The organism is Aeromicrobium sp. 636, assembly GCF_024433585.1.
Classification (GTDB): domain Bacteria; phylum Actinomycetota; class Actinomycetes; order Propionibacteriales; family Nocardioidaceae; genus Aeromicrobium; species Aeromicrobium senzhongii.
In genome coordinates, this window is record NZ_WNJU01000004.1 from 312,732 (window position 1) to 332,912 (window position 20,181).

Below are 20,181 nucleotides of genomic sequence, written 5' to 3' on the forward strand. Positions count from 1 at the left end.
TCAGAGCCCGAGCACGCCGGAGGCGATGATCCCGCGCTGGATCTCGTTGGAGCCGCCGTAGATCGACACCTTCCGCGCATTCAGGTGCGCAGCGAGGGCACGGCGGGCCCAGCGGGCCACGGCGGGATCGTCGCCGCCGGCCAGCACCGCCGCGGGGCCGGCCAGATCACACACGAGCTCGGCCACCTGCTGCTGCAGCTGCGTGCCGCGCAGTTTCAGGACCGACGACGCGGGATCGGGGCGGCCGTCGGCCGACTCCGCGGCCACGCGCAACGCGGTCAGCTCGACGGCGACCAGGGCGTTCTCGAGATCGGCGAATCGTGCGCGCACGCGCGGATCGTCCCACGCCGATCGTCCGTCGGGTCCGGCCGAGTGGGCGTACTGCTTGGCCTGGCCCAGCCGCATCTTCGTGTTGCCGACCTGCGCGACGCCGACGCGTTCGTTGCCGAGCAGGAACTTGGCGTACTCCCAGCCGCGGTTCACCTCGCCGACCAGCTGGTCGGCGGGGACGCGGACGTCCTCGAGGAAGACCTCGTTCACTTCCGCCTCGCCGTCGATCATCTCGATGGGCCGGATCGTGATGCCCGGCGATGCCAGGTCGATCAGCAGCATCGAGATGCCGCCCTGGCGCTTCGGCGCGTCGGGGTCGGTGCGGACGAGGCAGAACATCCAGTCCGCCCAGTGCGCGAGGCTGGTCCACGTCTTCTGGCCGTTGACGACCCAGGAGTCCCCGTCGCGCACGGCCGTGGTGCGCACGGACGCCAGGTCCGAGCCCGCCTCGGGCTCGGAGAAGCCCTGGCACCAGAAGATGTCGAGCGCCGCCGTGGCCGGCAGGAACCGGAGCTGCATCTCGGGGCTGCCGAACGCGGCGATCACGGGGCCGACGAGGCCGACGTTGGGGCTCAACGGCGGGAACACGCCGGCGAGGTGCATCTCCTCGCTCCACAGGTGACGCTGCAGGGTCGACCAGTCGCGGCCGCCCCACCGGACCGGCCACCCCGGCACCGCGAGGCCGGCGGCGTGCAGGATCCGGTGCGTGTCGACGATGACGTCGCGGTCCAGGGGGGCCGCCTCGATCACCGGCTCGCGCAGGGACCAGGGGACCTGGGTCGTGAAGAACTCCCGCATCTCGTGCCGGAAGGCGTCGAGCTCGGGACTCAGGGTCAGTCGCATGTCAGGAGAGCCGCTCCACGAGCATGGCCATGCCCATGCCGCCGCCGATGCACATCGTCTCGATCCCGAGGTGCTGGTCCCGTGCCTTCAGGCCGTTGAGCAGGGTCGTCATGATCCGGGCGCCCGTCATCCCGAACGGATGGCCGAGCGCGATGGCGCCGCCGTGCGGGTTGAGCTGGTCGGCCACGTCGATGCCCAGCGCGTCGGTGACGGCCAGCACCTGCGCCGCGAACGCCTCGTTGAGCTCGACGATGTCGATGTCGGTGATCGCCATCCCGGTCCAGTCCAGCACCTTGCGGACGGCCTCGATGGGCCCGACGCCCATGTACTCGGGTTCCAGGCCGGACACCGCCGAGGCGACGATGCGCGCCAGGGGAGTGAGCCCCAGCTCGCGGGCACGGATGTCCGACATGACGACGACGGCGGCCGCGCCGTCGTTGAGCGGGCAGGCGTTGCCCGCGGTCACCCGGCCCTCGGGGCCCATCACGGGTGAGAGCCGGGCCAGGGACTCCACGGTGGTGTCGGCCCGGGGGCCGTCGTCGCGCGTGACGACGGTGCCGTCGGGCAGCGTGACCGGAGCGATCTCCGGATCGAAGAACCCGGACTCCTGAGCCGCGACCGCCCGGGACTGGGACAGGGCGGCGAACTCGTCCATCCGGCCGCGCGAGATGTCGTGGCGCCGGGCGACGTTCTCGGCGGTCTGCAGCATGCTCTGGAAGAGGTCGGCCACGTAGTCGTCGCGGGACGGATCGGTGAACCGCGCATTGAGGTCGTCGTAGCCACTGGGCACGGGCACCTGCGAGACGCTCTCGACCCCGCCCGCGACGAACGTGTCGCCCTCGCCCGCCACGACCGCGTGAGCGGCCGACCGGATCGCCTGCAGGGACGAGGCGCAGGCGCGACTGACGGTGAGGCCCGGCACGGTGTTCGGCAGGCCGGCGAGCAACCCCACCGTGCGGGCGATCCCGAAGCCCTGCTGGCCCTCGGGCACGGCGCAGCCCAAGATCACGTCCTCGATGCTCTCGGGGGCCAGGCCGGGCACCCGCCGGACGGCCTCGGCGACGGCGATCGCGCCGAGGTCGTCGGCGCGCATCGTGGCTAGGGACCCCTTGCGGGCGCGCCCGATCGGGGTGCGGGCGGCGGCGACGATGACGGCTTCGGGCATGGCGATCTCTCCTGTGGTTGGGGGCGCTCAGCCCAGTGGTCCGCCGGCGACGTAGACGACCTGGCCGGAGATGAAGCCCGCACCCTCGCTGCACAAGAAGGCGGTGGTGTGGGCGATGTCCTCGGGCTGGCCGACGCGCCGGACCGGGATGAGCTCACTGAACTGCGCGATGAACTCGTCGAAGTCGTGACCCATCCGAGCGGCGGTGGCCGCGGTCATCTCGGTCTGGATGAAACCGGGGGCGATCGCGTTGACGGTGACGCCGAACGGGCCCAGCTCGATCGCGAGCGTCTTGGTGAAGCCCTGGATGCCGGCCTTGGCGGCGGAGTAGTTGCTCTGACCGCGGTTGCCCAGGGCGGACCCGCTCGACAGGTTGACGACGCGGCCGTAGCCGGCCTCGGTCATGTGACGCTGGCAGGCCCGGGTCATGAGGAACGAGCCCATGAGGTGCACGTCCATGACGGCGTCCCAGTCGTCCATGGACATCTTGAACAGCAGGTTGTCGCGGATGATCCCGGCGTTGTTGACCAGCACGGTCGGTGCGCCGAGCTCGGCGGCGACCGTCGACACGGCCCGCTCGACGGCCTCGGGGTCGGACACGTCCGCGGAGACGGCTGAGGCGATGCCACCGACTGCCGTGATCTCGTCGACGACCGACTGGCACGCGTCGAGATCCAGGTCGACGACGGCGACGCGATACCCGTCGGCGGCGAAGCGACGGGCGATGGCGGCGCCGATGCCCCGGGCGGCTCCGGTGACGACGGCGGTGCGGGAGTCGGACACGGCATTCTCCTGACGAGTGACTTGTCTAAAGTTATCCACTGGAAGCACTTTGGTACAGGGCTTTGATCCGGAGGTCCTGAACTAGCAGGTAAAAATAGACGCGTTGGTCGGGACTTTCCGTGACTCAAGTCACTGTTAAAGTGAAAGTATGACTCAAGCAGACATCATCGACGCCGAGGTTGCGGCCGACGACACCATCAGCTTCAGCCGGCTGGGCTACGAACGCCGCCGGCCCACGTGGGACGACGCGGACCTGGCCGATGTCGCGGGCAGCACGGTGATCGTGTCCGGCGGAACGGCCGGGGTCGGACTCGGCGCTTCGACGAGCCTGGCGGCTCTCGGCGCCCACGTCGTGATGCTCGGGCGCAGCGCCGAGCGCGGCGAAGCGGCCGTCCGTGAGATCACCGCGGCGACCGGCAACGAGAACGTCGAGTGGGTGCGCCTGGACCTGGCCTCCCTGGCCTCCGTCCGCGCCACGGCGGCCGAGCTGCTCGAGCGCTGCCCGCGCATCGACGTGCTCATCAACAACGCCGGCGGCATGTGGGACACCTGGGAGACCTCGGCCGACGGGATCGAGATGAGCTGGGCGACGAACGTCGTGGGTCCGTACCTGCTCACCGAGTTGCTGCTCGATCGCCTCGCGGAGTCCGCACCTGCCCGGATCATCGAGATGACGTCCGGCGGCGCGTACAGCCAGCGCCTCACCCTGGGGGAGCTGCGCGGCGAGGAGGAGGCGTTCGACCCGAAGGCGACGTACTCGCGCACGAAGCGTGCCCAGATCGTCCTGACGGAGCTGCGGGGCGAAGCGGTCGCCGACCGCGGGATCGTCGCCCACGTGACGCACCCGGGCTGGACCGACTCGCCGGGCCTGCGCGAGTCCGGCGCGATGGCGAACTTCATCCGCCGCTTCGAGGCCGACTTCCGCACCCCCGAGCAGGGGGCCGACACCGCCGTGTGGCTCGCCGCGGCGCGCGAGCCGGGCCGCAGCACGGGTCTGTTCTGGCACGACCGCCGCCCGCGGGAGACGCACCGCACCGAGGCGACGCGCGAGAGCGAGCAGGACCGCCTCGAGCTGATCGAGCTGCTGCGCAAGGTCACCGGCCTCGCCGACTGACCCACGCCGAACCACGACCGCCCCGGACTCCACAGGGTCCGGGGCGGTCGTCCGTCCGCGCTCAGCTGCTGAAGGCGATGGCCTCGGCGGAGTCGATGTACTCGTCGAGCCGGTGGATCAGGCCGTCCTCGCCGACCGTGACCACGGCGCAGGCGTGCAGGGTGACCGGCTCGCCGCTGCGGACGTTGGTGCCGCGCAGCACGTGCTGTTGGACGACACCGCCGTCGAACAGCTGGATCCGGCGCTCGGTGTAGCGCCGGTCGCTGACGCGCTTCGCGATGCCGCGCAGCAGTCGGGCGTTCTCCTCCACGGTCTGCTCCACGCCGTCGTGGTTGTGCCAGATGACCGCGTCCGGCGCGTAGACGTTCGCCAGATCGCTCGGGTCCCCGGACTCGGCGGCCGCGATGATGCGGTCCAGCAGTCGGACGTGGGGATGCCGGGTCTCGTCGGTCATCGGGGTCGCCTCAGCTCTGGATCTGACGGCGCAGGTCGCGCTTGAGCACCTTGCCGACGGGGTTGCGCGGCAGCTCGTCGCGGATCTCGAGCCGCTCGGGCAGCTTGTACGAGGCGATCTTCGCCGCGCGCAGGAACTCGACGAGCTCCTCCAGGGTCAGTGAGGTGCCGGGGTTCAGGGTGACGACCGCGGCGACCCGCTCACCCATCTGCTCGTCCGGGTCGCCGACCACGGCGACGTCGGCGACCGCCGGGTGCTCGCCGATCAGGGCCTCCAGCTCGGCGGGCGCGATGTTCATGCCGCCGCGGATGACCAGGTCCTTGCCGCGGTCGAGGTAGTGCAGGAACTGGTTCCGGTCGCCGGCGATCTCGAAGATGTCGCCGGTCATGAGCATGCCCTGCTCGTCGAACGGGTTCGCGCGCGTCTCGGGGTTGATGTAACCGGCGAAGATGGTCGGCCCACCGATCCGCAGCTCGCCGGGCACGCCCGGCTCGGTGACCTCTCGGCCCGTGGCGGGGTCGACGAGGCGCAGCTGCACCCAGTCGGCGATCCGCGAGGACCACGTGACGCCCGGAGCGCCGTAGCGGGGGAAGTACTGCGCGCGGTCGTCCGGGTCGGGGAAGTCCTCGACGCTGGACAGCAGGCTGATGCCCTCGTTCGAGCCGAAGAAGTTGATGACGCCGATGCCGAGCTTCTCCTGCCAGCCGCGCACCATCACCGGCTGCAGCGGTGCGGAGCCCGATCCGATCCGGGTCAGGCTCGACAGGTCCACCTGGCTCAGCAGCGCGTCGTTGTGCAGCAGCATCCACAGCAGGGCGGGCGGCGCGACCGTGTACGTCACGCGCTCGACCGCGACCTGCGCGAGGAACGTCTTGAGGTCGAAGGGGTGGTGCTGGACCAGGACGCACCCGGTCCGCAGCCACGGCAGGAACATGCCGTTGATGCCCGCCATGTTGACCATCGGGAAGGGGTTCAGCAGGACGTCGTCCGCGGTCAGCCGGGGGGCGTCGACGGTCGCGTTGCTGATGGCCACCCACTCCAGGTGGGCACGCGGCACGCCCTTCGGCTCGCTCTCGGTGCCCGAGGTCCAGCACAACGTGGCGCAGTCGTTCGCGTCGTTCGGGTCGGCGGCGCGACGCGCGTCCACGCGAGCCCGCTCATTCTCGGTCGCAGGCGCAGGCGACCACGCGGTGACACCCTCGCCGAGGTCGGCCAGCTCGCTGGGGTCGCCGAAGGCGATGACGTGCTCCAGGGTCGGGATCCGGTCGCGGACCGCCGCGGCCTCCTCTGCCGGACGGCGTCCGGCGAATGCCGCCGTGCTGATGAAGGCGCGGAAGCCGGCCTGGTTCGCCATGCCGACGATCTCGTGCTCGCGGTACTGCATCGGAAGCGGCGAGACGACCACGCCGAGCAGCCAGGCGCCGAGGTAGACCTCCGCGAGCTCGATCGTGTTGGGCAGTTGGACGCCGAGCACGTCACCACGCTGCAGGCCCAGGGCATCGAGACGCGCCGCGACGGTGTGGACCTCGTGGTCGAGCTCGGACCACGTGAGCCGGCGCGGGGAGGAGGCGAGCAGATCGGCGCGGTTCGCCGGGTCGACGATGGCCAGCTCGGCGGCGCGCTCCGCGACCTGCGTCAGGTAGAAGTCGTCGAGGGTCTCCTCGGTCCACCAGCCCTTCGCCTGGAAATCCCGGACCTTCTCCTGTGGGTGCAAGCCCCTCGCGATCGCCATGACCTCTCCTCGTGAAACTTCAGTTGACAGTGTGATACAGATTACTACATTAAACGTAGTGAGTTGCGCTAGGGAAGGGTTGCGATGTCACCGAGTTCCACGGGCCTTCGGGTCGAGTCCGAGGTCGTCCGATGAGCACGGGACGGAGGACGCCGGTCGAGGGCAGCACGGTCGTCGTCACGGGCGCCAACCGCGGGATCGGTCTGGCATTCGTCCAGGAGGCGCTCGCCGCGGGCGCGGCGAAGGTCTACGCCGGCGTGCGGGACGTCGACGACGTGACGCCCGAGCTCGCGGCCACCGGAGCCGAGCCCGTCGCGCTCGACGTCACCGCCCGGGACGTCGTCGCGGCGGCGGCCCGGCACTGCGCCGATGCCACCGTCCTGATCAACAACGCCGGTCTGCACGCCGACGACCGGCTCGTCCAGGCGACGGACCCCGACGCGGCCCGCCGTGAGATGGAGGTCAACTACTTCGGTCCGCTCGAGACCACGCGCGCCTTCGCGCCCGTCATCGCCGCCAACGGCGGGGGAGCGATCGTCAATGTGCTCTCCGTCGCCGCCATCGCACCCACGGCGTTCATGGGCGGGTACTCCCCGTCGAAGGCAGCGGCTCTGTACCTGGGCGGGATCGCCCGTGCGGAGCTGGAGCCGCACGACATCGGCGTCACCTCGCTCATCGTCGGCTCGGTCGACACGCGGATGGCCGCCCACGTGGACGGTGACAAGGAGGACCCGCGCGACGTGGCCCGGGCCGGACTGAAGGCGATGGCACGGGGGGCCTGGACGGCCGACACGGACCAGATGGCCGTCGAGTCGCGAGCCCGGATGGCGCTGGACCCGATCCGCTACGAGCGGGGACTCGGGAAGCTGCTGTTCATCGACCAGCTCAGGACCCAGCGATGACCGCCGACCTGGTGTGGAGCACCCATGGTGACGGCACCACCTTCACCCGGCTCGAGGACGTCCTGCGCCGCAGCGCCGCCGCCACGCCCGACGCGGTGGCGGTCATCGAACCGCACCGGCAGACGACGTTCGGCGAGCTCGACGCGGCGGTGAACCGGTTCGCCTCGGCACTGGCCGCCGAGGGCGTGGGGCCCGGTGATCGCGTCTGCTACCTGGGCGAGAACTCGACGACGTTCTTCGAGGTGCTGCACGGCGCCGCGAAGGTCGGCGCGATCGCGATGCCGGTGAACTTCCGGCTCGCACAGCCCGAGATCGTCTACATCGTGGAGGACGCCCGTCCGCGGGTGGCCGTCCTCGGACCGGGCATGGAGGTCCACGCCGAGGCGATCGCGGCGGTCGACGGTGTCGAGCGCGTCGTGACGGTCGCTCCGCACCCCGGATTCGCCGGGTTGGACGGGTGGCGCGCAGCGCATCCGCCTCGCGATCCGGGGTACGCCCGGGACCCCGAGGACACGGCGGTCATGTTCTACACGTCCGGGACGACCGGCCGGCCCAAGGGCATCGAGCTCTCCTCGCGGAACCTGAGCTCCGCGCTCGCGGGGCCGCTGGAGCTGATCGACTTCAGGGCGGACAGTGTCGCGCTCGCGCCCGTCCCGTTCTTCCACGTCACCGGCTTCGGACTGGCCCTCATGGCGAACCTCAAGGGGTCGGCCCTGCTGATGATCAACCCCGAGGGTCCGGCCGATCTGTGCCGCATCCTGCAGGAGTACGCGGTCACCCACGCGGTGATGGTGCCGACCGTGATCCAGTTCCTGCTCGCCTCGGGGGACGTGCGTGGCGCCGACTGGAGCGCCCTGCGCTGGATCATGTACGGCGGCGCGCCGATGCCAGAATCGGTCCTGCGGGACGCGACCGAGGTGTTCGGGTGCGACTTCTACCAGGGGTACGGCCTCACGGAGTCCACCGGTGGCGTCGCGCTGCTCGGTCCCGAGGACCACCGGCCGACCCCCGAGACGGTGCACCGACTCCGGTCCGTCGGTCGCGTCGAGGGCAACAACACGGTCCGCATCATCGACCCGGCGACCGGCGAGGAGCTGCCGGCGGGCGAGCGCGGCGAGGTCCTCGTCCGCGGCGGCAACATCATGAAGCGCTACTGGAACCGACCCGAGGAGACGGCGGCGGCGATCGACGCCGACGGCTGGCTGCACACCGGCGACGGCGGCTCCCTCGACGCGGACGGCTATCTCTACCTGCACGACCGGCTCAAGGACATGATCGTCAGTGGCGGCGAGAACGTGTACCCGGCCGAGGTCGAGAGCGTGCTCACGGCACACCCGGGCGTCGGCCAGGTCGCCGTCATCGGCGTGCCCTCCGACCGGTGGGGCGAGTCGCCCATGGCGATCGTCGTCCGGTCGAGCGGACCCGAGGGCGCCGCGCTCGACGCGGCGGCGGTGATCGGCTGGGCCCGCGAGCGGCTCGCGCACTACAAGTGCCCGGTCGACGTGACGTTCGTCGACGCCCTGCCCCTCAATGCCAGCGGCAAGCTGCTGAAGGCGCGGCTGCGCGAGGAGTTCGCCGGCTCCTGAGGCGACCGGACGTCGGGGTTCCCCTCCCGGCGACGCGACAGGGGCGGGACCGTCACCGGCCCCGCCCCTGCTCGTCGTGCTCTCAGGCGTGCTGCACGCGGAAGGTGACCCGCCCGAAGTCGATCTCGTCGGGAAGGTCCTGCCCCGCCGCGGTCGCGACGACGTCGATGGCGCTGAGCCGTGCGACGTCGTCCTTGACGAAGCGCACCGTGCGCTCGCCCAGCCGGATGAGGGGCACGTCGTCCCACTCGTCGACCTCGACTCCCAGCACGGCGGCCCAGAGCTCGGCGCGGGCGACCGGGTCGGCCGTGGCGACGTCCATCCCCACCACGTCCTGGATCAGCGGCTCGGCGGGCGTCGCGAAGTCGACGTCGTCCCAGTGCCACGCCTGCGGGTCGGGGATCTCGTCGAGCTCGACGAGCAGACCCATGTCGGCGGGGTGGAACTGGATGATGCGCTTGCCGTGGACGTCCAGGTCGACCGCGATCCGGACACCGGCCGTCTCGGCCGCCGCCAGGTGCGGCGTCAGGTCGCTCACCTGGATCGAGGCGCAGTAGCCGGCGGTGCCGCCGACCTTCGCGAGCCAGCCGTTGATGGGGGCCTTCTCGTTCAGCGGGGCGACCAGCTCGAGGTAGGCGACGTCGCCCACGGGCAGCGTCTCGTCGGCCATGCCGACGTCCTCCAGCATCGGATCGGTGTATCCGGGGGCCAGCCCGAAGAGGGTGCGCAGCCGGTCGCCGTCACCGGCGAAGTCGGCGGTCCCGAGCGCGATCTGGCGCAGGATGGGGAAGGGGGACGTGGTCATCCGATGGTCCTTTCGGCAGCGGCCCAGTGGGGGGCGCGCAGCTCTCGCTTGAGGATCTTCCCCGAGGGGTTCCGGGGGAGCATCTCGATCACCTCGACCGAGGTGGGGCACTTGTAGTGGGCCAGGCGCTCACGGCAGAAAGCGATGATCTCCTCGGCCGTGACGGACTCGCCCTGGTGCGTCACCACGACGGCGTGCGGCGTCTCGCCCCAGCGCTCGGAGGGGATGCCGATGACGGCGACCTCCTGCACGGCCGGGTGCGCCATGAGCGCGTTCTCGACCTCGGCCGGGTACACGTTCTCGCCGCCCGAGACGATCATGTCCTTGAGTCGGTCCTTGAGGAACAGGTAGCCGTCCTCGTCCAGGTAGCCGGCGTCGCCGGTGCGGAACCAGTCGCCGTCGAAGTAGGAGGCCTCCGTCGCGTCGGGCCGGCGCCAGTACGAGCGGGTCACCATCGGGCCGCGGACGATGATCTCGCCGACCTCGCCGGTGGGCAGGTCCTTGCCCTCCCCGTCGACGACGCGGACCTCGACGCCGGGCACCGCGCGACCCGCGGACTGCAGCTTGCTGTCGGCGCCCGTGACGTGGTCCTCGGGACGCAGGATCGTGGTGACGCCGATGGTCTCGGTCAGGCCGTAGCTCTGCGAGAGCTTCGCGTCGAAGATCTTCTGCGTGCCGAGCATGACCGTCTCGGAGATCGGGGAGCCGCCGTAGACCAGGTGCTGCACGCTCGAGTAGTCGGCGGCGGCGGCCTGCGGGTTGGCGATGACCATCGCCATGACCGTCGGGACCATGATCACGTGGGTCGCGCGGTGCGCCACCAGGAGGCCGATCATGCTCTGCGGCGTGACCTCGGTGAACTGGACGATCCGCCCGCCGTGGGCCAGCGAGATGAGCGACCATCCGCCGGCGGCGATGTGGTAGTACGGCGTCGGCACGAGGCTGACCGTGTCCGGCCCGACCTCGAACTGCGCGGCGAAGGCGGCGACCGCGGCGAGCATCGCGTCGCCGGTGGTGGTGACGCCCTTCGGCGTGCCGGTCGTGCCGGAGGAGTACATCAGGGACAGCAGCTCGTCACCGCGCACGTCCTGCTGCGGATCGGTCGTGGACTGCTGTGCGAGCCACGGCTCGTAGCCGACCCAGCCGTCCGGGACGGTGGGCTCTCCCTCCTGGCTGAACACCACGCGCAGGCCGTCGTAGTCGGCGGGCACGAGGTCGGTGAGGTGATCCTCGACCACGAGGACCGAGGGCTCGGCGTCCGACAGGATCCAGGCGATCTCGGGGGCGGACAACCGGAAGTTCAGGGGCACCACGGCGGCGCCGGACTTGGCGGTGCCGAAGAAGAGCTCCCAGAACTCCGTGCCGTTGCGGGCGAGGTAGGCGACCCGGTCGCCGCGCCCGAGGCCGTGGGCCAGGAGGCCCGAGGCGACCTGGTTCGTGCGGGTGTCGATCTCGCCGTACGTGATGGTCCGTCCCTCGCCGACGATCGCGGGCGAGTCGCGGTGCGACCGGCTGCTCGCGCGGAGGAGGTCCGCGACGGTGCGTGCTCCGTTCATGGTGTTCCTTCGGGTGTGGTCCGGTCCTCGATGACCGGGACGATCGTGATGGAGCCGGTGACCAGCGGCTGACGGCACTGGTCGCAGGCGAGGTGGGCCACGAAGTCGTGGCCGCAGGCCGTGTGGGTCTGGACGAGCGCGGGCCCCTCCGGCGAGACGAACCACTTCTGCGCCCACTGCACGGACAGCGCGGTGATGGGGAAGAACGCGCGGCCCTTGTCGGTCAGGTGGTACTCGGGACGTCCGGGGTGGTGCGCGTGCTGGCGGGTCTCGAGGACGCCGAGGGCGCAGAACGAGCGCAGGCGCTCGGCGATGAGGGTGGGGGGCGCGCCGAGCGCGGTCTCGAACTGGCTGAAGCGCACCATGCCGCGGAAGGCCGCCCCGATCAGCGCCGAGGACCACCGGTTCCCGAAGATCTCCAGGGTCTGGGGGTACTGCAGCGAGTTCGGGACCGAGTCGGGTCGACGACGCGTGGAGGAGGCGGGGACCGAGCGCTCCCAGCCGCCGCTGGGCCCCCAGGCCGCGCGGACGTCGCGAGCCTCGACCGGAACGCCGCACGCCCGGCACGTCAGCAGGGGCGCGAACTCGGCGCCGCACGCCTCGTGACGTCGCAAGGGGAGGGTCTCCCCGGCGGGGCCGGTCCAGCTGCGCTCCCACTCCCAGATGGCCAGCATCATCGGCCACAGGGTGCGGCTGCGCGCGGTCGGCAGGTACTCGGCGCGCAGCGGGTTGGTCCGGTAGATGCGCCGCTCGAGCAGGCCGTGCTCGGTCAGTCGGGTGAGCCGGTGGGTCAGCACCGAGTTCGAGATCGGCATGACCTCGCGGAACTCCCCGTAGCGGGTCAGGCCTCGCGACGAGTGACCCAGGATCAGCAGCGACCACTCGTCCCCGAGCAGGCCCAGCATCTGTCCGACGGCGTTCGTCCCGCCCGGTTCGAGCAGCGTGGGTCCCCCGTCGGTCATCGGCCATCCCTCGAAGTCGTGCGGCGTCCCGCGTGGGGACTTGTCATCTGCGTCACACCGTACTACAACTAACGGAGTATCTCTATCAATCGAAGTGAGGATTCATGAGTCGAGCTCTCGACGGCCGGGTCGCCGTCGTCACCGGTGGCGGCAAGGGTCTGGGACGCGCGTTCGCCCTCCATCTGGCCGAGGCCGGGGCCGCGGTCGTGGTGAACAACCGCAACCGCCAGGTCGACGAGAACGGGCTGGGCCCCGCCGACCACGTCGTCGCCGAGATCGTGGCCCGCGGAGGTCGAGCGGTCGCCAACCACGACGACGTCGCCGACCCGGCGATCGGCGACCGGTTGGTCGCGGACGCCCTCGAGCACTTCGGCCGACTCGACATCCTCGTCACCAGCGCCGCCGTCAGCGCCCCGCAGATGGCACACAAGACGACGGCCGAGAGCTTCCGCCAGGTCATGGACATCAACGTGACCGGCACCGTCCTGCCGGCGGCCGCCGCGATGGCGCACATGCGCCGGGCCGGGTCCGGTCGTGTCGTGCTCATCGCCTCCACCGCCGGCCTGCACGGTGAGACCACCGTGTCGGCGTACGCCGCCAGCAAGGGCGCCGTCATCGCGTTCGGCCGCACGGCCGCCGTCGAGGGCGCCGGCAAGAACGTGCTCACGAACGTCGTCCTGCCCTACGCCACCACCCAGATGACCGAGGCCGGGATGGACCCGCGTCATGCCGACCGCATGCGGTCCGACCTCGTCGCGCCGCTCGTCACCGCCCTGGCCTCCCCGGAGAGCACCATCAACGGCCAGGTCATCGTCGCCGCGGGCTCCGCGTTGCGTGCCGCCGACGCCGTCGAATGGGGCACGGTCGGCTACGACGCCGACCAGCCGATCGAGCCGGCAGTCCTCGAGCAGCTGCTGACGCAGTCGCGTGCGGGCGACCCGCACACCTTCACCCACGCCCAGAACGCCTTCCAGAGCCTCGCCGCGGACCTCGCCGCGAGCTCCCACCCGTAAAGAAGAGGACGCATGTTCGACTACCCCTGGGGCGACTTCGCCCTCAACCTGCTCGTCACCGCCGGTGCCCTGGTCGTGTTCTTCGCGATCGTCATGGCGATCGCGCACCTCGTGAACGACCACTCGATCATCGACATCACGTGGGGCCCGGCGTTCGTCGTCGTCGCCGTCGTGTCGTACTTGATGTCGGCCGGTTCCGACGGCGACGACACCCGCCGCCTCATCGTGCTGGCGCTGACCGCGATCTGGGGCCTCCGCCTCGGCATCTACATCGGCAAGCGCAACATCGGCAAGGGCGAGGACCCGCGCTACACGGCCCTGCTGCGCTCGCGCAAGGGCCGCCCGCTCATCCCGTTCCTGGTCAAGAAGATCTACGGCATGCAGGCCGTGCTGGCCTGGGTCGTGTCGATCCCCGTGCAGTTCGCGGTCTACGTGTCGCGCGGGTTCGACGCCCTCGTCGTGGTGGCCATCGCCATCTGGACCATCGGCTTCCTGTTCGAGGCCGTCGGCGACTGGCAGCTCGCCCGCTTCAAGGCCGATCCGGCGAACGCCGGCAAGATCATGGACCGCGGCCTGTGGGCGTGGACGCGTCACCCCAACTACTTCGGGGACGCGTGCGTGTGGGCCGGACTGTTCCTGCTCACCCTCGGCTCCGCCTGGGGCGTCCTGACGGTGTTCTCGCCGATCCTCATGACGTGGCTGCTGACGACGTTCAGCGGCGCGAAGCTGACGGAGAAGGGCATGCGCCGCAAGCGTGGCCCCGAGTTCGAGGCGTACGTCGCGCGCACCAGCGGCTTCTTCCCGCGGCCGCCGCGGAAGGTGGCGGCAGGACCGAAGTCGTGACGACGTCGGTGGCCGCGCTCGGGTCGATCCTGGACCTGAGCCCGGCCGGCGACGGCGCCTGGATCGGGCACGCCGACGGCGTCGCGCTGCCCCAGCTGTACGGCGGCCAGCTCGTGGCGCAGTCGATCGTGGCGGCCGGCCACAGCGTGCCCGGCCGGCTCGTCGACTCGCTCCACACGACCTTCCTGCGCCCCGGTCGATCCGACCTCCCGGTCCGGTTCCAGGTCGAGCACCTGCGCGACGGGCGCCAGTTCTCGACCCGCGTGGTCGACGCCGTCCAGGACGACCGGCTCGTGTGCCGCTCGACGATCTCGCTGATGGAGCCCCGCGAGGGGGTGGCGCACTCGCGGCGCCGACCGGTCAGCGCGTCGGTCGAGGACAGCATCGAGCTGCGCGAGCTGGCCGAGGCCGACGGCGGCCTGGGGGAGTACTGGGAGGGGTTCAGCGCGGTCGACGTGCGGGTCTCCCCGGAGTCCGACGAGACGCCCCTGCACTCGGCCGCCCCGGTCCAGAACATCTGGATGCGGGTCGCCGAGGAGCTCGGGGACGACCCGCTGGTCCACCAGGCGGCGATCGGCTACGTCAGCGACCTGATGCTGATGTCGATGGCGGTCGCGCCCCACGGGCACCGGGCCGGCCAGGAACGGAGCCTGGGGGAGCGGTGGAGCGCGGTGTCGCTCGACCACGCCCTGTGGTTCCACCAGCCGGCCCGGGCCGACGAGTGGCTGCTCTTCGAGCACGCCACCCCGACGGCCCACGCGGGCCGGTCGCTGGTCGAGGCGGCCGTGTTCGGGGAACCCGAGTCACAGGTCTGTCACGTCGTGCAGGAGGCTCTGGTCCGTGAGAACTGACATGCTCGGCTTCGAGGGCTGCTACCGACGGATCGATCACCACCGCGACGAGCAGTCGCACGTCTCGGAGGTGTTCATCCCGTCGGCGGCCGCGATCGGGCCGTGGAGCAACGACCACCAGCACGGTGGTCCCGTCGGCGCGCTGCTGACCCGCTCGATGCGTCGGCTGCCGCACGGTGCGCCGGGACGGATCGCCCGGACGACGGTCGAGATCCTCGGCCCGATCGCCATGGCGCCCATCGAGGTCACCGCGCGCGTCGTGCGCCCCGGCCGCAAGGTCGAGCTGCTCTCGGCAGTGGCGCACCAGCGCAGCGAGGCGGGGACGCGACCGGTCGCCCAGGCGTCGGCCTGGTGGTTGCGCACCGACGAGTCGCCCGAGGTCGTGCACTCGCCGGAGCCCCGGCTGGCGGCGCCCACGGACGAGGAGCTGGCACGCGGCGAGGAAGGCGTGCCGGCCAGCTGGCGCCGCGGCTTCGTCGGGTCGCTGCGCTGGGCCGTGCGCACCCGCATCGGCCAGATCGACGGACCGGCGATCGCGTGGGCGTCCATGCCCTACCCGCTGGTCGAGGGGGAGGACGGTGACGACCTCGAGCGCTGCATCGCGATCGCCGATGCGGCCAACGGGGTCGGCTCGCGGTTGAACCCGAAGGACTGGGTGTTCATGAACACCGAGCTCACGGTGCACCTGGCCCAGCCCCCGGCCGGGGAGTGGACCGGGATGGTCGCCGAGTCCTGGATCGGCGAGGACGCCGTCGGCATGAGCTCGGCCGTCCTGTCCGACCTCACCGGCCCGGTGGGGCGCGTCGCGCAGAGCCTGCTGCTCGAACGGCTCTGACCCGAGGCGGGGACGACGAAGGGGCCGGAACGATGTTCCGGCCCCTTCGTCATGCGTGGTGCGTGCTCACTTCCAGCGTTCGCTGGCCGGCACGAAGTCCAGCTTGCGGTCGCCGGTGTAGATCTGCTTCGGGCGGGCGATCTTCTGCTCCGGGTCGTCGACGAGCTCGAGCCACTGGGCCAGCCAGCCCGACGTGCGCGGGATGGCGAACAGGACCGTGAACATCTCCGGCGGGAACTGCAGCGCCTCGTAGATCAGGCCGGAGTAGAAGTCGACGTTGGGGTAGAGCTTGCGCTTGACGAAGTACTCGTCCTCGAGCGCGATCTTCTCCAGCTCCTGGGCGACCTCGAGCAGCGGGTTGACGCCGGTGACCTCGAAGACGTCGTCGCAGGCCTTCTTGATGATCGTCGCGCGCGGGTCGTAGTTCTTGTAGACCCGGTGGCCGAAGCCCATCAGGCGCTCTTCGCCGTTCTTGACGCCCTCGATGAACGCCGGGACGTTCTCCTTGGTCTTGATGCGCTTGAGCATCTTCAAGACGGCCTCGTTGGCGCCACCGTGCAGCGGGCCGTAGAGGGCCGCGATGCCGGCCGTGACGGCCGAGTACGGGTCGACCTGGCTCGAGCCGACCGAGCGCACGGCGTTCGTGGACGCGTTCTGCTCGTGGTCGGCGTGCAGGATGAACAGCACCTCGAGGGCCTTGGCCAGGCGCGGGTCCGGGTCGTACTTCGGCTCGCTCATGCGGAACAGCATCGAGAGGAAGTTCTCGGTGTACGACAGGTCGTTGTCGGGGTAGATGTAGGGCTTGCCCTGCGCGTGACGGAAGGACCAGGCGCCGAGGGTCGGCATCTTGGCGATCATGCGCACGATCTGCTCGTGACGGATCTGCGGGTCCTTGATGTTGCGGGCCTCGGGGTAGAACGTCGACAGCGCGCCGACGCTCGACAGCAGCATGCCCATGGGGTGCGCGTCGTAGCGGAAGCCCTGCAGCTGGCTCTTGAGGTTCTCGTGCACGAACGTGTGGAACGTGATGTCGTGCACCCACTGGTCGTGCTGCTCCTTCGTGGGCAGCTCGCCGTGGATGAGCAGGTACGCGACCTCCAGGTAGGTGGAGGACTCCGCGAGCTGCTCGATGGGATAGCCGCGGTACTCGAGGATGCCCTTCTCGCCGTCGATGTAGGTGACGGCGCTGCGGGTCGAGGCGGTGTTCGTGAAGCCCGGGTCGTAGACGGCCAGGCCGGGGTCGTCGTCGGACTTGCCGATCTTGCCCAGGTCCGCAGCGCGGATGCTGCCGTCGGTGATCTCAACCTCGTACTCCTCGCCGGAGCGGTTGTCGCGGATGGTCAGCGTCTGCTTATCGGTCACGATCGGGTCTCCTGTGACGTCAGAGTAGTGACGGCCGCGGGGGTGAGCGGCCCACTCCAACTTAGTGTCCCCATGCCTCGGGCGCGAGAGCAGGGTCACGTTCGACCGACCCGTTTTGACCAGGACGGGTACGGCCGGGTAATCTGGGTAGTCGTTGTGTTGCGACGCGTTCAACCGCGCCATCACGACGCGCAGATTCCCGATCACACAGCTTTCGATTAGCAGCGAGAAGGTTACGCCGTGCGTACGTACAGCCCCAAGCCTGCTGACATCACCCGTCAGTGGCACGTCATCGATGCCCAGGACGTCGTCCTGGGCCGTCTCTCCGTCGCCGCGGCGACCCTCCTGCGCGGCAAGCACAAGCCGACATACGCCCCCCACGTGGACGGTGGCGACTTCGTCATCATCGTCAACGCGGACAAGGTCGCGCTGTCCGGCAACAAGCGCTCCGACAAGAACGTCTACCGCCACAGTGGTTACCCGGGCGGCCTCAAGCAGATCTCCTACGGTGACCTGCTCGAGAAGGACGCGCGCAAGGCGATCGAGAAGTCGGTCCGGGGCATGCTCCCCAAGAACCGTCTCGGCCGTCAGCTCATCACGAAGTTGAAGGTCTACGCCGGCCCGGATCATCCGCACGCCGCCCAGAAGCCCCAGCCGTTCGAGATCACGCAGATCTCCCAGTAAGCGAAAAGCGCAGGTTCATCGTGGCTGAGACCACCACCGAAGAGACCGAGTTCACCCCCAACGCCGAGGGCGTCGCCTACACGTCGGAGTCCTCCGGCGCGACCGCGACCAGCGAGATCAACTCGATCATCGCCCCCGGCTCCGCGACAGGCCGCCGCAAGGAGGCCGTCGCCCGCGTCCGGATCGTTCCGGGCACCGGCGTCTGGACCGTCAACGGCAAGCCGCTCGAGGAGCACCTGCCGAACAAGCTGCACCAGCAGATCGCCAAGGAGGCCCTGGCCGTCACCGGTCTGGCGGACTCCTTCGACGTGATCGCTCGTGTCCACGGTGGTGGCATGACCGGCCAGGCCGGCGCGCTGCGCCTGGGTGTGGCCCGTGCGCTCAACGCGATCGACGTCGAGGTGAACCGTCCGACCCTGAAGAAGGCCGGTCTGCTGACGCGCGACTCGCGCATCAAGGAGCGCAAGAAGGCTGGTCTCAAGAAGGCCCGCAAGGCGCCTCAGTACAGCAAGCGCTGATCCGCCGGCGCGTATGGGCCGGATCTTCGGTACCGACGGCGTTCGTGGCCTGGCGAATCGGGACCTGACCGCCGAGCTCGCGGTCGACCTCTCGGTCGCAGCCGCGCACGTGCTCGGCGAGGCCGGTGCGTTCGCCGACCAGCGTCCGACAGCGGTCGTCGCCCGCGACACCCGCGCCTCGGGGGAATTCCTTGAGGCCGCGGTGGTCGCGGGTTTGGCGTCTGCGGGCGTCGACGTCCATCGACTCGGCGTGGTCCCCACGCCGGGTGCGGCGTACCTGACGGCACTGCTCGAGGCCGACATGGGCGTCATGATCTCCGCGAGCCACAACCCGATGCCCGACAACGGCATCAAGTTCCTGGCGCGCGGCGGGGTCAAGCTCGACGACGCGATCGAGGCCGCGATCGAGCAACGCCTCCATGAGGCGTGGGACCGCCCCACCGGCGCCGACGTCGGTCGCGTGGGCGACAGCCACGCCGGTCTGGGCGCCTACGTGCGCCACCTGCTCGACACGCTGCCCATCCGTCTCGACGGCCTGCGCGTGGTCCTGGACTGCGCCAACGGCGCCACCTACGAGGCGGCTCCGGACGCCTTCGAGCGCGCGGGCGCCGAGGTCATCGCGATCCACGCCGCGCCCGACGGTCTCAACATCAACGAGGCGTGCGGATCGACGCATCTCGACGACGTGCGACGCGTCGTGGTCGAGCGGGGTGCGGACGTGGGCTTCGCCTTCGACGGCGACGCCGACCGGTGCCTGGCCGTGGACCAGAACGGCGAGGTCGTCGACGGAGACCAGATCCTGGCGATCCTGGCCCTGCGTGCCAAGCGCGAGGGCCGCCTGGTCGACGACACGGTCGTCGCGACGGTGATGAGCAACCTCGGCTTCACCCAGGCGATGGAGGCCGCCGGCATCACCGTTCGCCGCACCGCCGTCGGTGACCGGTACGTGCTGGAGGCGATGCGCGAGGGCGGGTACAGCCTCGGCGGCGAGCAGTCCGGTCACGTCATCATGAGCCGTTACGCCACCACCGGCGACGGCACCCTGACCGCCTTGCAGCTCGCGGCCGAGATGGCGTCCACCGGCCGGACGATGTCCGAGCTGGCCGCCGTGATGGAGCGACTGCCGCAGGTGCTGCTCAACGTCGGTGGCGTCGATCGTGAAGGGGCCAAGCACCACGAGGTCGTCCTGGCCGAGGTCGCGGCCGCCGAGGCGAAGCTGGGCGACAACGGTCGCGTGCTGCTGCGTCCCTCGGGCACCGAGCAGCTGGTCCGGGTGATGGTCGAGGCGCCCACGGCCGCCCAGGCCCACGAGATCGCCGAGCACCTGGCCGGTGTCGTCCGCACGACGCTCGCGCTCTGACGTGGCGCTCGAGTTCGAGGCCGGCGGGCTCGACCGCGCCGACGTGCGCGCTCTGCTGGCCGAGCACCTCAGTGACATGTTCGCCACCAGTCCGGCCGAGAGTGTCCACGCGCTCGACCTCGACGCGCTGGGCGAGGGTGCCGTCTCGTTCTGGACCGCCCGCGAGGACGGGCGCCTGCTCGGTTGTGGTGCGCTGAAGGACCTCGGGGGCGGTCACGGCGAGCTCAAGTCGATGCGCACGACCGCCGACGCGCGCGGGCGGGGCGTGGCCACGGCTCTGCTCGCCCATCTGGTCGCCACGGCGCGTTCGCAGGGATGGACCCGGCTCAGCCTCGAGACGGGCACCGAGCCGTACTTCGCGGCAGCCCGGCGGTTGTACGCGCGCGAGGGCTTCGAGGCGTGCGAGCCGTTCGGCGACTACGCGCTCGACCCGCACAGCGTCTTCCTCACGCGCGCGATCTGACCCTGTCGCCGTCACCGTCG

Annotated in this window: 20 protein-coding genes; 11 read left to right on the forward strand and 9 right to left on the reverse strand. The window is 70.5% G+C overall.

Annotated elements, in window-relative coordinates; translation table 11 throughout:
* From GL325_RS14380 to fabG, 3 genes are read right to left on the reverse strand one after another with little or no spacing between them, the layout of a single operon-like run.
* Positions 1 to 1,173: an acyl-CoA dehydrogenase family protein gene (locus GL325_RS14380; RefSeq protein WP_187769963.1), complete on the reverse strand. Its 1,173-nt coding sequence runs from the start codon at positions 1,171 to 1,173 to the stop codon at positions 1 to 3.
* Between the two features lies 1 nt (position 1,174).
* Positions 1,175 to 2,338 (reverse strand): acetyl-CoA C-acyltransferase, encoded by a 1,164-nt coding sequence (locus GL325_RS14385; protein ID WP_187769964.1) that lies wholly within the window; start codon positions 2,336 to 2,338, stop codon positions 1,175 to 1,177.
* A 27-nt stretch (positions 2,339 to 2,365) separates the two neighbouring features.
* On the reverse strand, positions 2,366 to 3,121 hold the full coding sequence (gene fabG, locus GL325_RS14390) for a 3-oxoacyl-ACP reductase FabG (RefSeq protein ID WP_187769965.1): 756 nt from the start codon (positions 3,119 to 3,121) through the stop codon (positions 2,366 to 2,368).
* Positions 3,122 to 3,269: 148 nt separating this feature from the next.
* Here fabG and GL325_RS14395 point away from each other — a divergent pair, with 148 nt between their 5' ends.
* Complete coding sequence (locus GL325_RS14395) at positions 3,270 to 4,235, forward strand: SDR family NAD(P)-dependent oxidoreductase (protein ID WP_187769966.1); 966 nt, start codon at positions 3,270 to 3,272, stop codon at positions 4,233 to 4,235.
* Positions 4,236 to 4,296: 61 nt separating this feature from the next.
* Here GL325_RS14395 and GL325_RS14400 read toward each other — a convergent pair whose 3' ends face one another.
* Together GL325_RS14400 and GL325_RS14405 are read right to left on the reverse strand one after the other, a co-directional pair.
* On the reverse strand, positions 4,297 to 4,689 hold the full coding sequence (locus GL325_RS14400) for a nuclear transport factor 2 family protein (protein WP_187769967.1): 393 nt from the start codon (positions 4,687 to 4,689) through the stop codon (positions 4,297 to 4,299).
* Between the two features lie 10 nt (positions 4,690 to 4,699).
* The gene (locus tag GL325_RS14405) at positions 4,700 to 6,421 is read right to left on the reverse strand and encodes a class I adenylate-forming enzyme family protein (RefSeq protein WP_187769968.1); all 1,722 of its coding nucleotides are present in this window, start codon (positions 6,419 to 6,421) and stop codon (positions 4,700 to 4,702) included.
* Positions 6,422 to 6,552: 131 nt separating this feature from the next.
* Between GL325_RS14405 and GL325_RS14410 the strand changes: the two genes are divergently transcribed.
* Positions 6,553 to 7,323, forward strand: a complete 771-nt coding sequence (locus tag GL325_RS14410) for an SDR family oxidoreductase (protein WP_187769969.1) — start codon at positions 6,553 to 6,555, stop codon at positions 7,321 to 7,323.
* A complete protein-coding gene (locus tag GL325_RS14415) occupies positions 7,320 to 8,909 on the forward strand; it encodes a long-chain-fatty-acid--CoA ligase (protein ID WP_187769970.1) in 1,590 nt (529 codons plus the stop codon). The genes GL325_RS14410 and GL325_RS14415 overlap by 4 nt, the downstream gene beginning before the upstream one ends.
* Positions 8,910 to 8,991: 82 nt before the next feature.
* On the opposite strand, the gene GL325_RS14420 is transcribed toward GL325_RS14415, so the two are convergent.
* Genes GL325_RS14420 through GL325_RS14430 form a run of 3 tightly spaced genes read right to left on the reverse strand, consistent with a single transcriptional unit; the run spans position 8,992 to position 12,232 of the window.
* On the reverse strand, positions 8,992 to 9,714 hold the full coding sequence (locus GL325_RS14420) for a hypothetical protein (protein WP_154595763.1): 723 nt from the start codon (positions 9,712 to 9,714) through the stop codon (positions 8,992 to 8,994).
* Complete coding sequence (locus GL325_RS14425; RefSeq protein ID WP_154595762.1) at positions 9,711 to 11,270, reverse strand: long-chain-fatty-acid--CoA ligase; 1,560 nt, start codon at positions 11,268 to 11,270, stop codon at positions 9,711 to 9,713. The genes GL325_RS14420 and GL325_RS14425 overlap by 4 nt, the downstream gene beginning before the upstream one ends.
* Entirely contained in the window at positions 11,267 to 12,232 is a 966-nt protein-coding gene (locus GL325_RS14430) for a helix-turn-helix domain-containing protein (protein ID WP_187769971.1), read from the reverse strand. Before GL325_RS14430 ends, GL325_RS14425 begins: the two co-directional genes overlap by 4 nt.
* 104 nt (positions 12,233 to 12,336) lie before the next feature.
* Here GL325_RS14430 and GL325_RS14435 point away from each other — a divergent pair, with 104 nt between their 5' ends.
* Genes GL325_RS14435 through GL325_RS14450 form a run of 4 tightly spaced genes read left to right on the forward strand, consistent with a single transcriptional unit; the run spans position 12,337 to position 15,774 of the window.
* Positions 12,337 to 13,245: an SDR family NAD(P)-dependent oxidoreductase gene (locus GL325_RS14435; protein ID WP_154595760.1), complete on the forward strand. Its 909-nt coding sequence runs from the start codon at positions 12,337 to 12,339 to the stop codon at positions 13,243 to 13,245.
* A gap of 12 nt (positions 13,246 to 13,257) precedes the next feature.
* Positions 13,258 to 14,088: a DUF1295 domain-containing protein gene (locus GL325_RS14440; protein WP_154595759.1), complete on the forward strand. Its 831-nt coding sequence runs from the start codon at positions 13,258 to 13,260 to the stop codon at positions 14,086 to 14,088.
* A complete protein-coding gene (locus tag GL325_RS14445) occupies positions 14,085 to 14,939 on the forward strand; it encodes an acyl-CoA thioesterase domain-containing protein (protein ID WP_187769972.1) in 855 nt (284 codons plus the stop codon). The genes GL325_RS14440 and GL325_RS14445 overlap by 4 nt, the downstream gene beginning before the upstream one ends.
* Complete coding sequence (locus GL325_RS14450; RefSeq protein WP_154595758.1) at positions 14,929 to 15,774, forward strand: thioesterase family protein; 846 nt, start codon at positions 14,929 to 14,931, stop codon at positions 15,772 to 15,774. The genes GL325_RS14445 and GL325_RS14450 overlap by 11 nt, the downstream gene beginning before the upstream one ends.
* A gap of 66 nt (positions 15,775 to 15,840) precedes the next feature.
* Here the strand turns inward: GL325_RS14450 and GL325_RS14455 are convergent, their stop codons facing one another.
* Positions 15,841 to 17,136, reverse strand: coding sequence for a citrate synthase (locus GL325_RS14455; protein ID WP_187411736.1), 1,296 nt, complete (start codon positions 17,134 to 17,136; stop codon positions 15,841 to 15,843).
* A 240-nt stretch (positions 17,137 to 17,376) separates the two neighbouring features.
* Between GL325_RS14455 and rplM the strand changes: the two genes are divergently transcribed.
* The 4 genes from rplM to GL325_RS14475 are packed head-to-tail and all read left to right on the forward strand — an operon-like array spanning position 17,377 to position 20,161.
* Positions 17,377 to 17,820, forward strand: coding sequence for a 50S ribosomal protein L13 (gene rplM / locus GL325_RS14460; RefSeq protein WP_187411737.1), 444 nt, complete (start codon positions 17,377 to 17,379; stop codon positions 17,818 to 17,820).
* 20 nt (positions 17,821 to 17,840) lie between these two features.
* The gene (gene rpsI / locus GL325_RS14465; RefSeq protein WP_187411738.1) at positions 17,841 to 18,338 is read left to right on the forward strand and encodes a 30S ribosomal protein S9; all 498 of its coding nucleotides are present in this window, start codon (positions 17,841 to 17,843) and stop codon (positions 18,336 to 18,338) included.
* A 13-nt stretch (positions 18,339 to 18,351) separates the two neighbouring features.
* Positions 18,352 to 19,698 (forward strand): phosphoglucosamine mutase, encoded by a 1,347-nt coding sequence (gene glmM, locus GL325_RS14470; protein WP_154595757.1) that lies wholly within the window; start codon positions 18,352 to 18,354, stop codon positions 19,696 to 19,698.
* Position 19,699: 1 nt separating this feature from the next.
* Positions 19,700 to 20,161, forward strand: a complete 462-nt coding sequence (locus GL325_RS14475) for a GNAT family N-acetyltransferase (RefSeq protein WP_255956228.1) — start codon at positions 19,700 to 19,702, stop codon at positions 20,159 to 20,161.
* The last annotated feature ends 20 nt before the right edge of the window (positions 20,162 to 20,181 follow it).

What these genes read in the sequence shown, in the direction of transcription:
- GL325_RS14425 (WP_154595762.1), bottom strand. Translation starts at nt 11,270, where the DNA reads ATGAACGGAGCACGCACCGTCGCGGACCTCCTCCGCGCGAGCAGCCGG.
- GL325_RS14420 (WP_154595763.1), bottom strand. Translation starts at nt 9,714, where the DNA reads ATGACCACGTCCCCCTTCCCCATCCTGCGCCAGATCGCGCTCGGGACC.
- GL325_RS14400 (WP_187769967.1), bottom strand. Translation starts at nt 4,689, where the DNA reads ATGACCGACGAGACCCGGCATCCCCACGTCCGACTGCTGGACCGCATC.
- GL325_RS14395 (WP_187769966.1), top strand. Translation starts at nt 3,270, where the DNA reads ATGACTCAAGCAGACATCATCGACGCCGAGGTTGCGGCCGACGACACC.
- GL325_RS14435 (WP_154595760.1), top strand. Translation starts at nt 12,337, where the DNA reads ATGAGTCGAGCTCTCGACGGCCGGGTCGCCGTCGTCACCGGTGGCGGC.
- GL325_RS14380 (WP_187769963.1), bottom strand. Translation starts at nt 1,173, where the DNA reads ATGCGACTGACCCTGAGTCCCGAGCTCGACGCCTTCCGGCACGAGATG.
- GL325_RS14385 (WP_187769964.1), bottom strand. Translation starts at nt 2,338, where the DNA reads ATGCCCGAAGCCGTCATCGTCGCCGCCGCCCGCACCCCGATCGGGCGC.
- GL325_RS14405 (WP_187769968.1), bottom strand. Translation starts at nt 6,421, where the DNA reads ATGGCGATCGCGAGGGGCTTGCACCCACAGGAGAAGGTCCGGGATTTC.
- glmM (WP_154595757.1), top strand. Translation starts at nt 18,352, where the DNA reads ATGGGCCGGATCTTCGGTACCGACGGCGTTCGTGGCCTGGCGAATCGG.
- GL325_RS14410 (WP_187769969.1), top strand. Translation starts at nt 6,553, where the DNA reads ATGAGCACGGGACGGAGGACGCCGGTCGAGGGCAGCACGGTCGTCGTC.
- GL325_RS14415 (WP_187769970.1), top strand. Translation starts at nt 7,320, where the DNA reads ATGACCGCCGACCTGGTGTGGAGCACCCATGGTGACGGCACCACCTTC.
- GL325_RS14440 (WP_154595759.1), top strand. Translation starts at nt 13,258, where the DNA reads ATGTTCGACTACCCCTGGGGCGACTTCGCCCTCAACCTGCTCGTCACC.
- GL325_RS14430 (WP_187769971.1), bottom strand. Translation starts at nt 12,232, where the DNA reads ATGACCGACGGGGGACCCACGCTGCTCGAACCGGGCGGGACGAACGCC.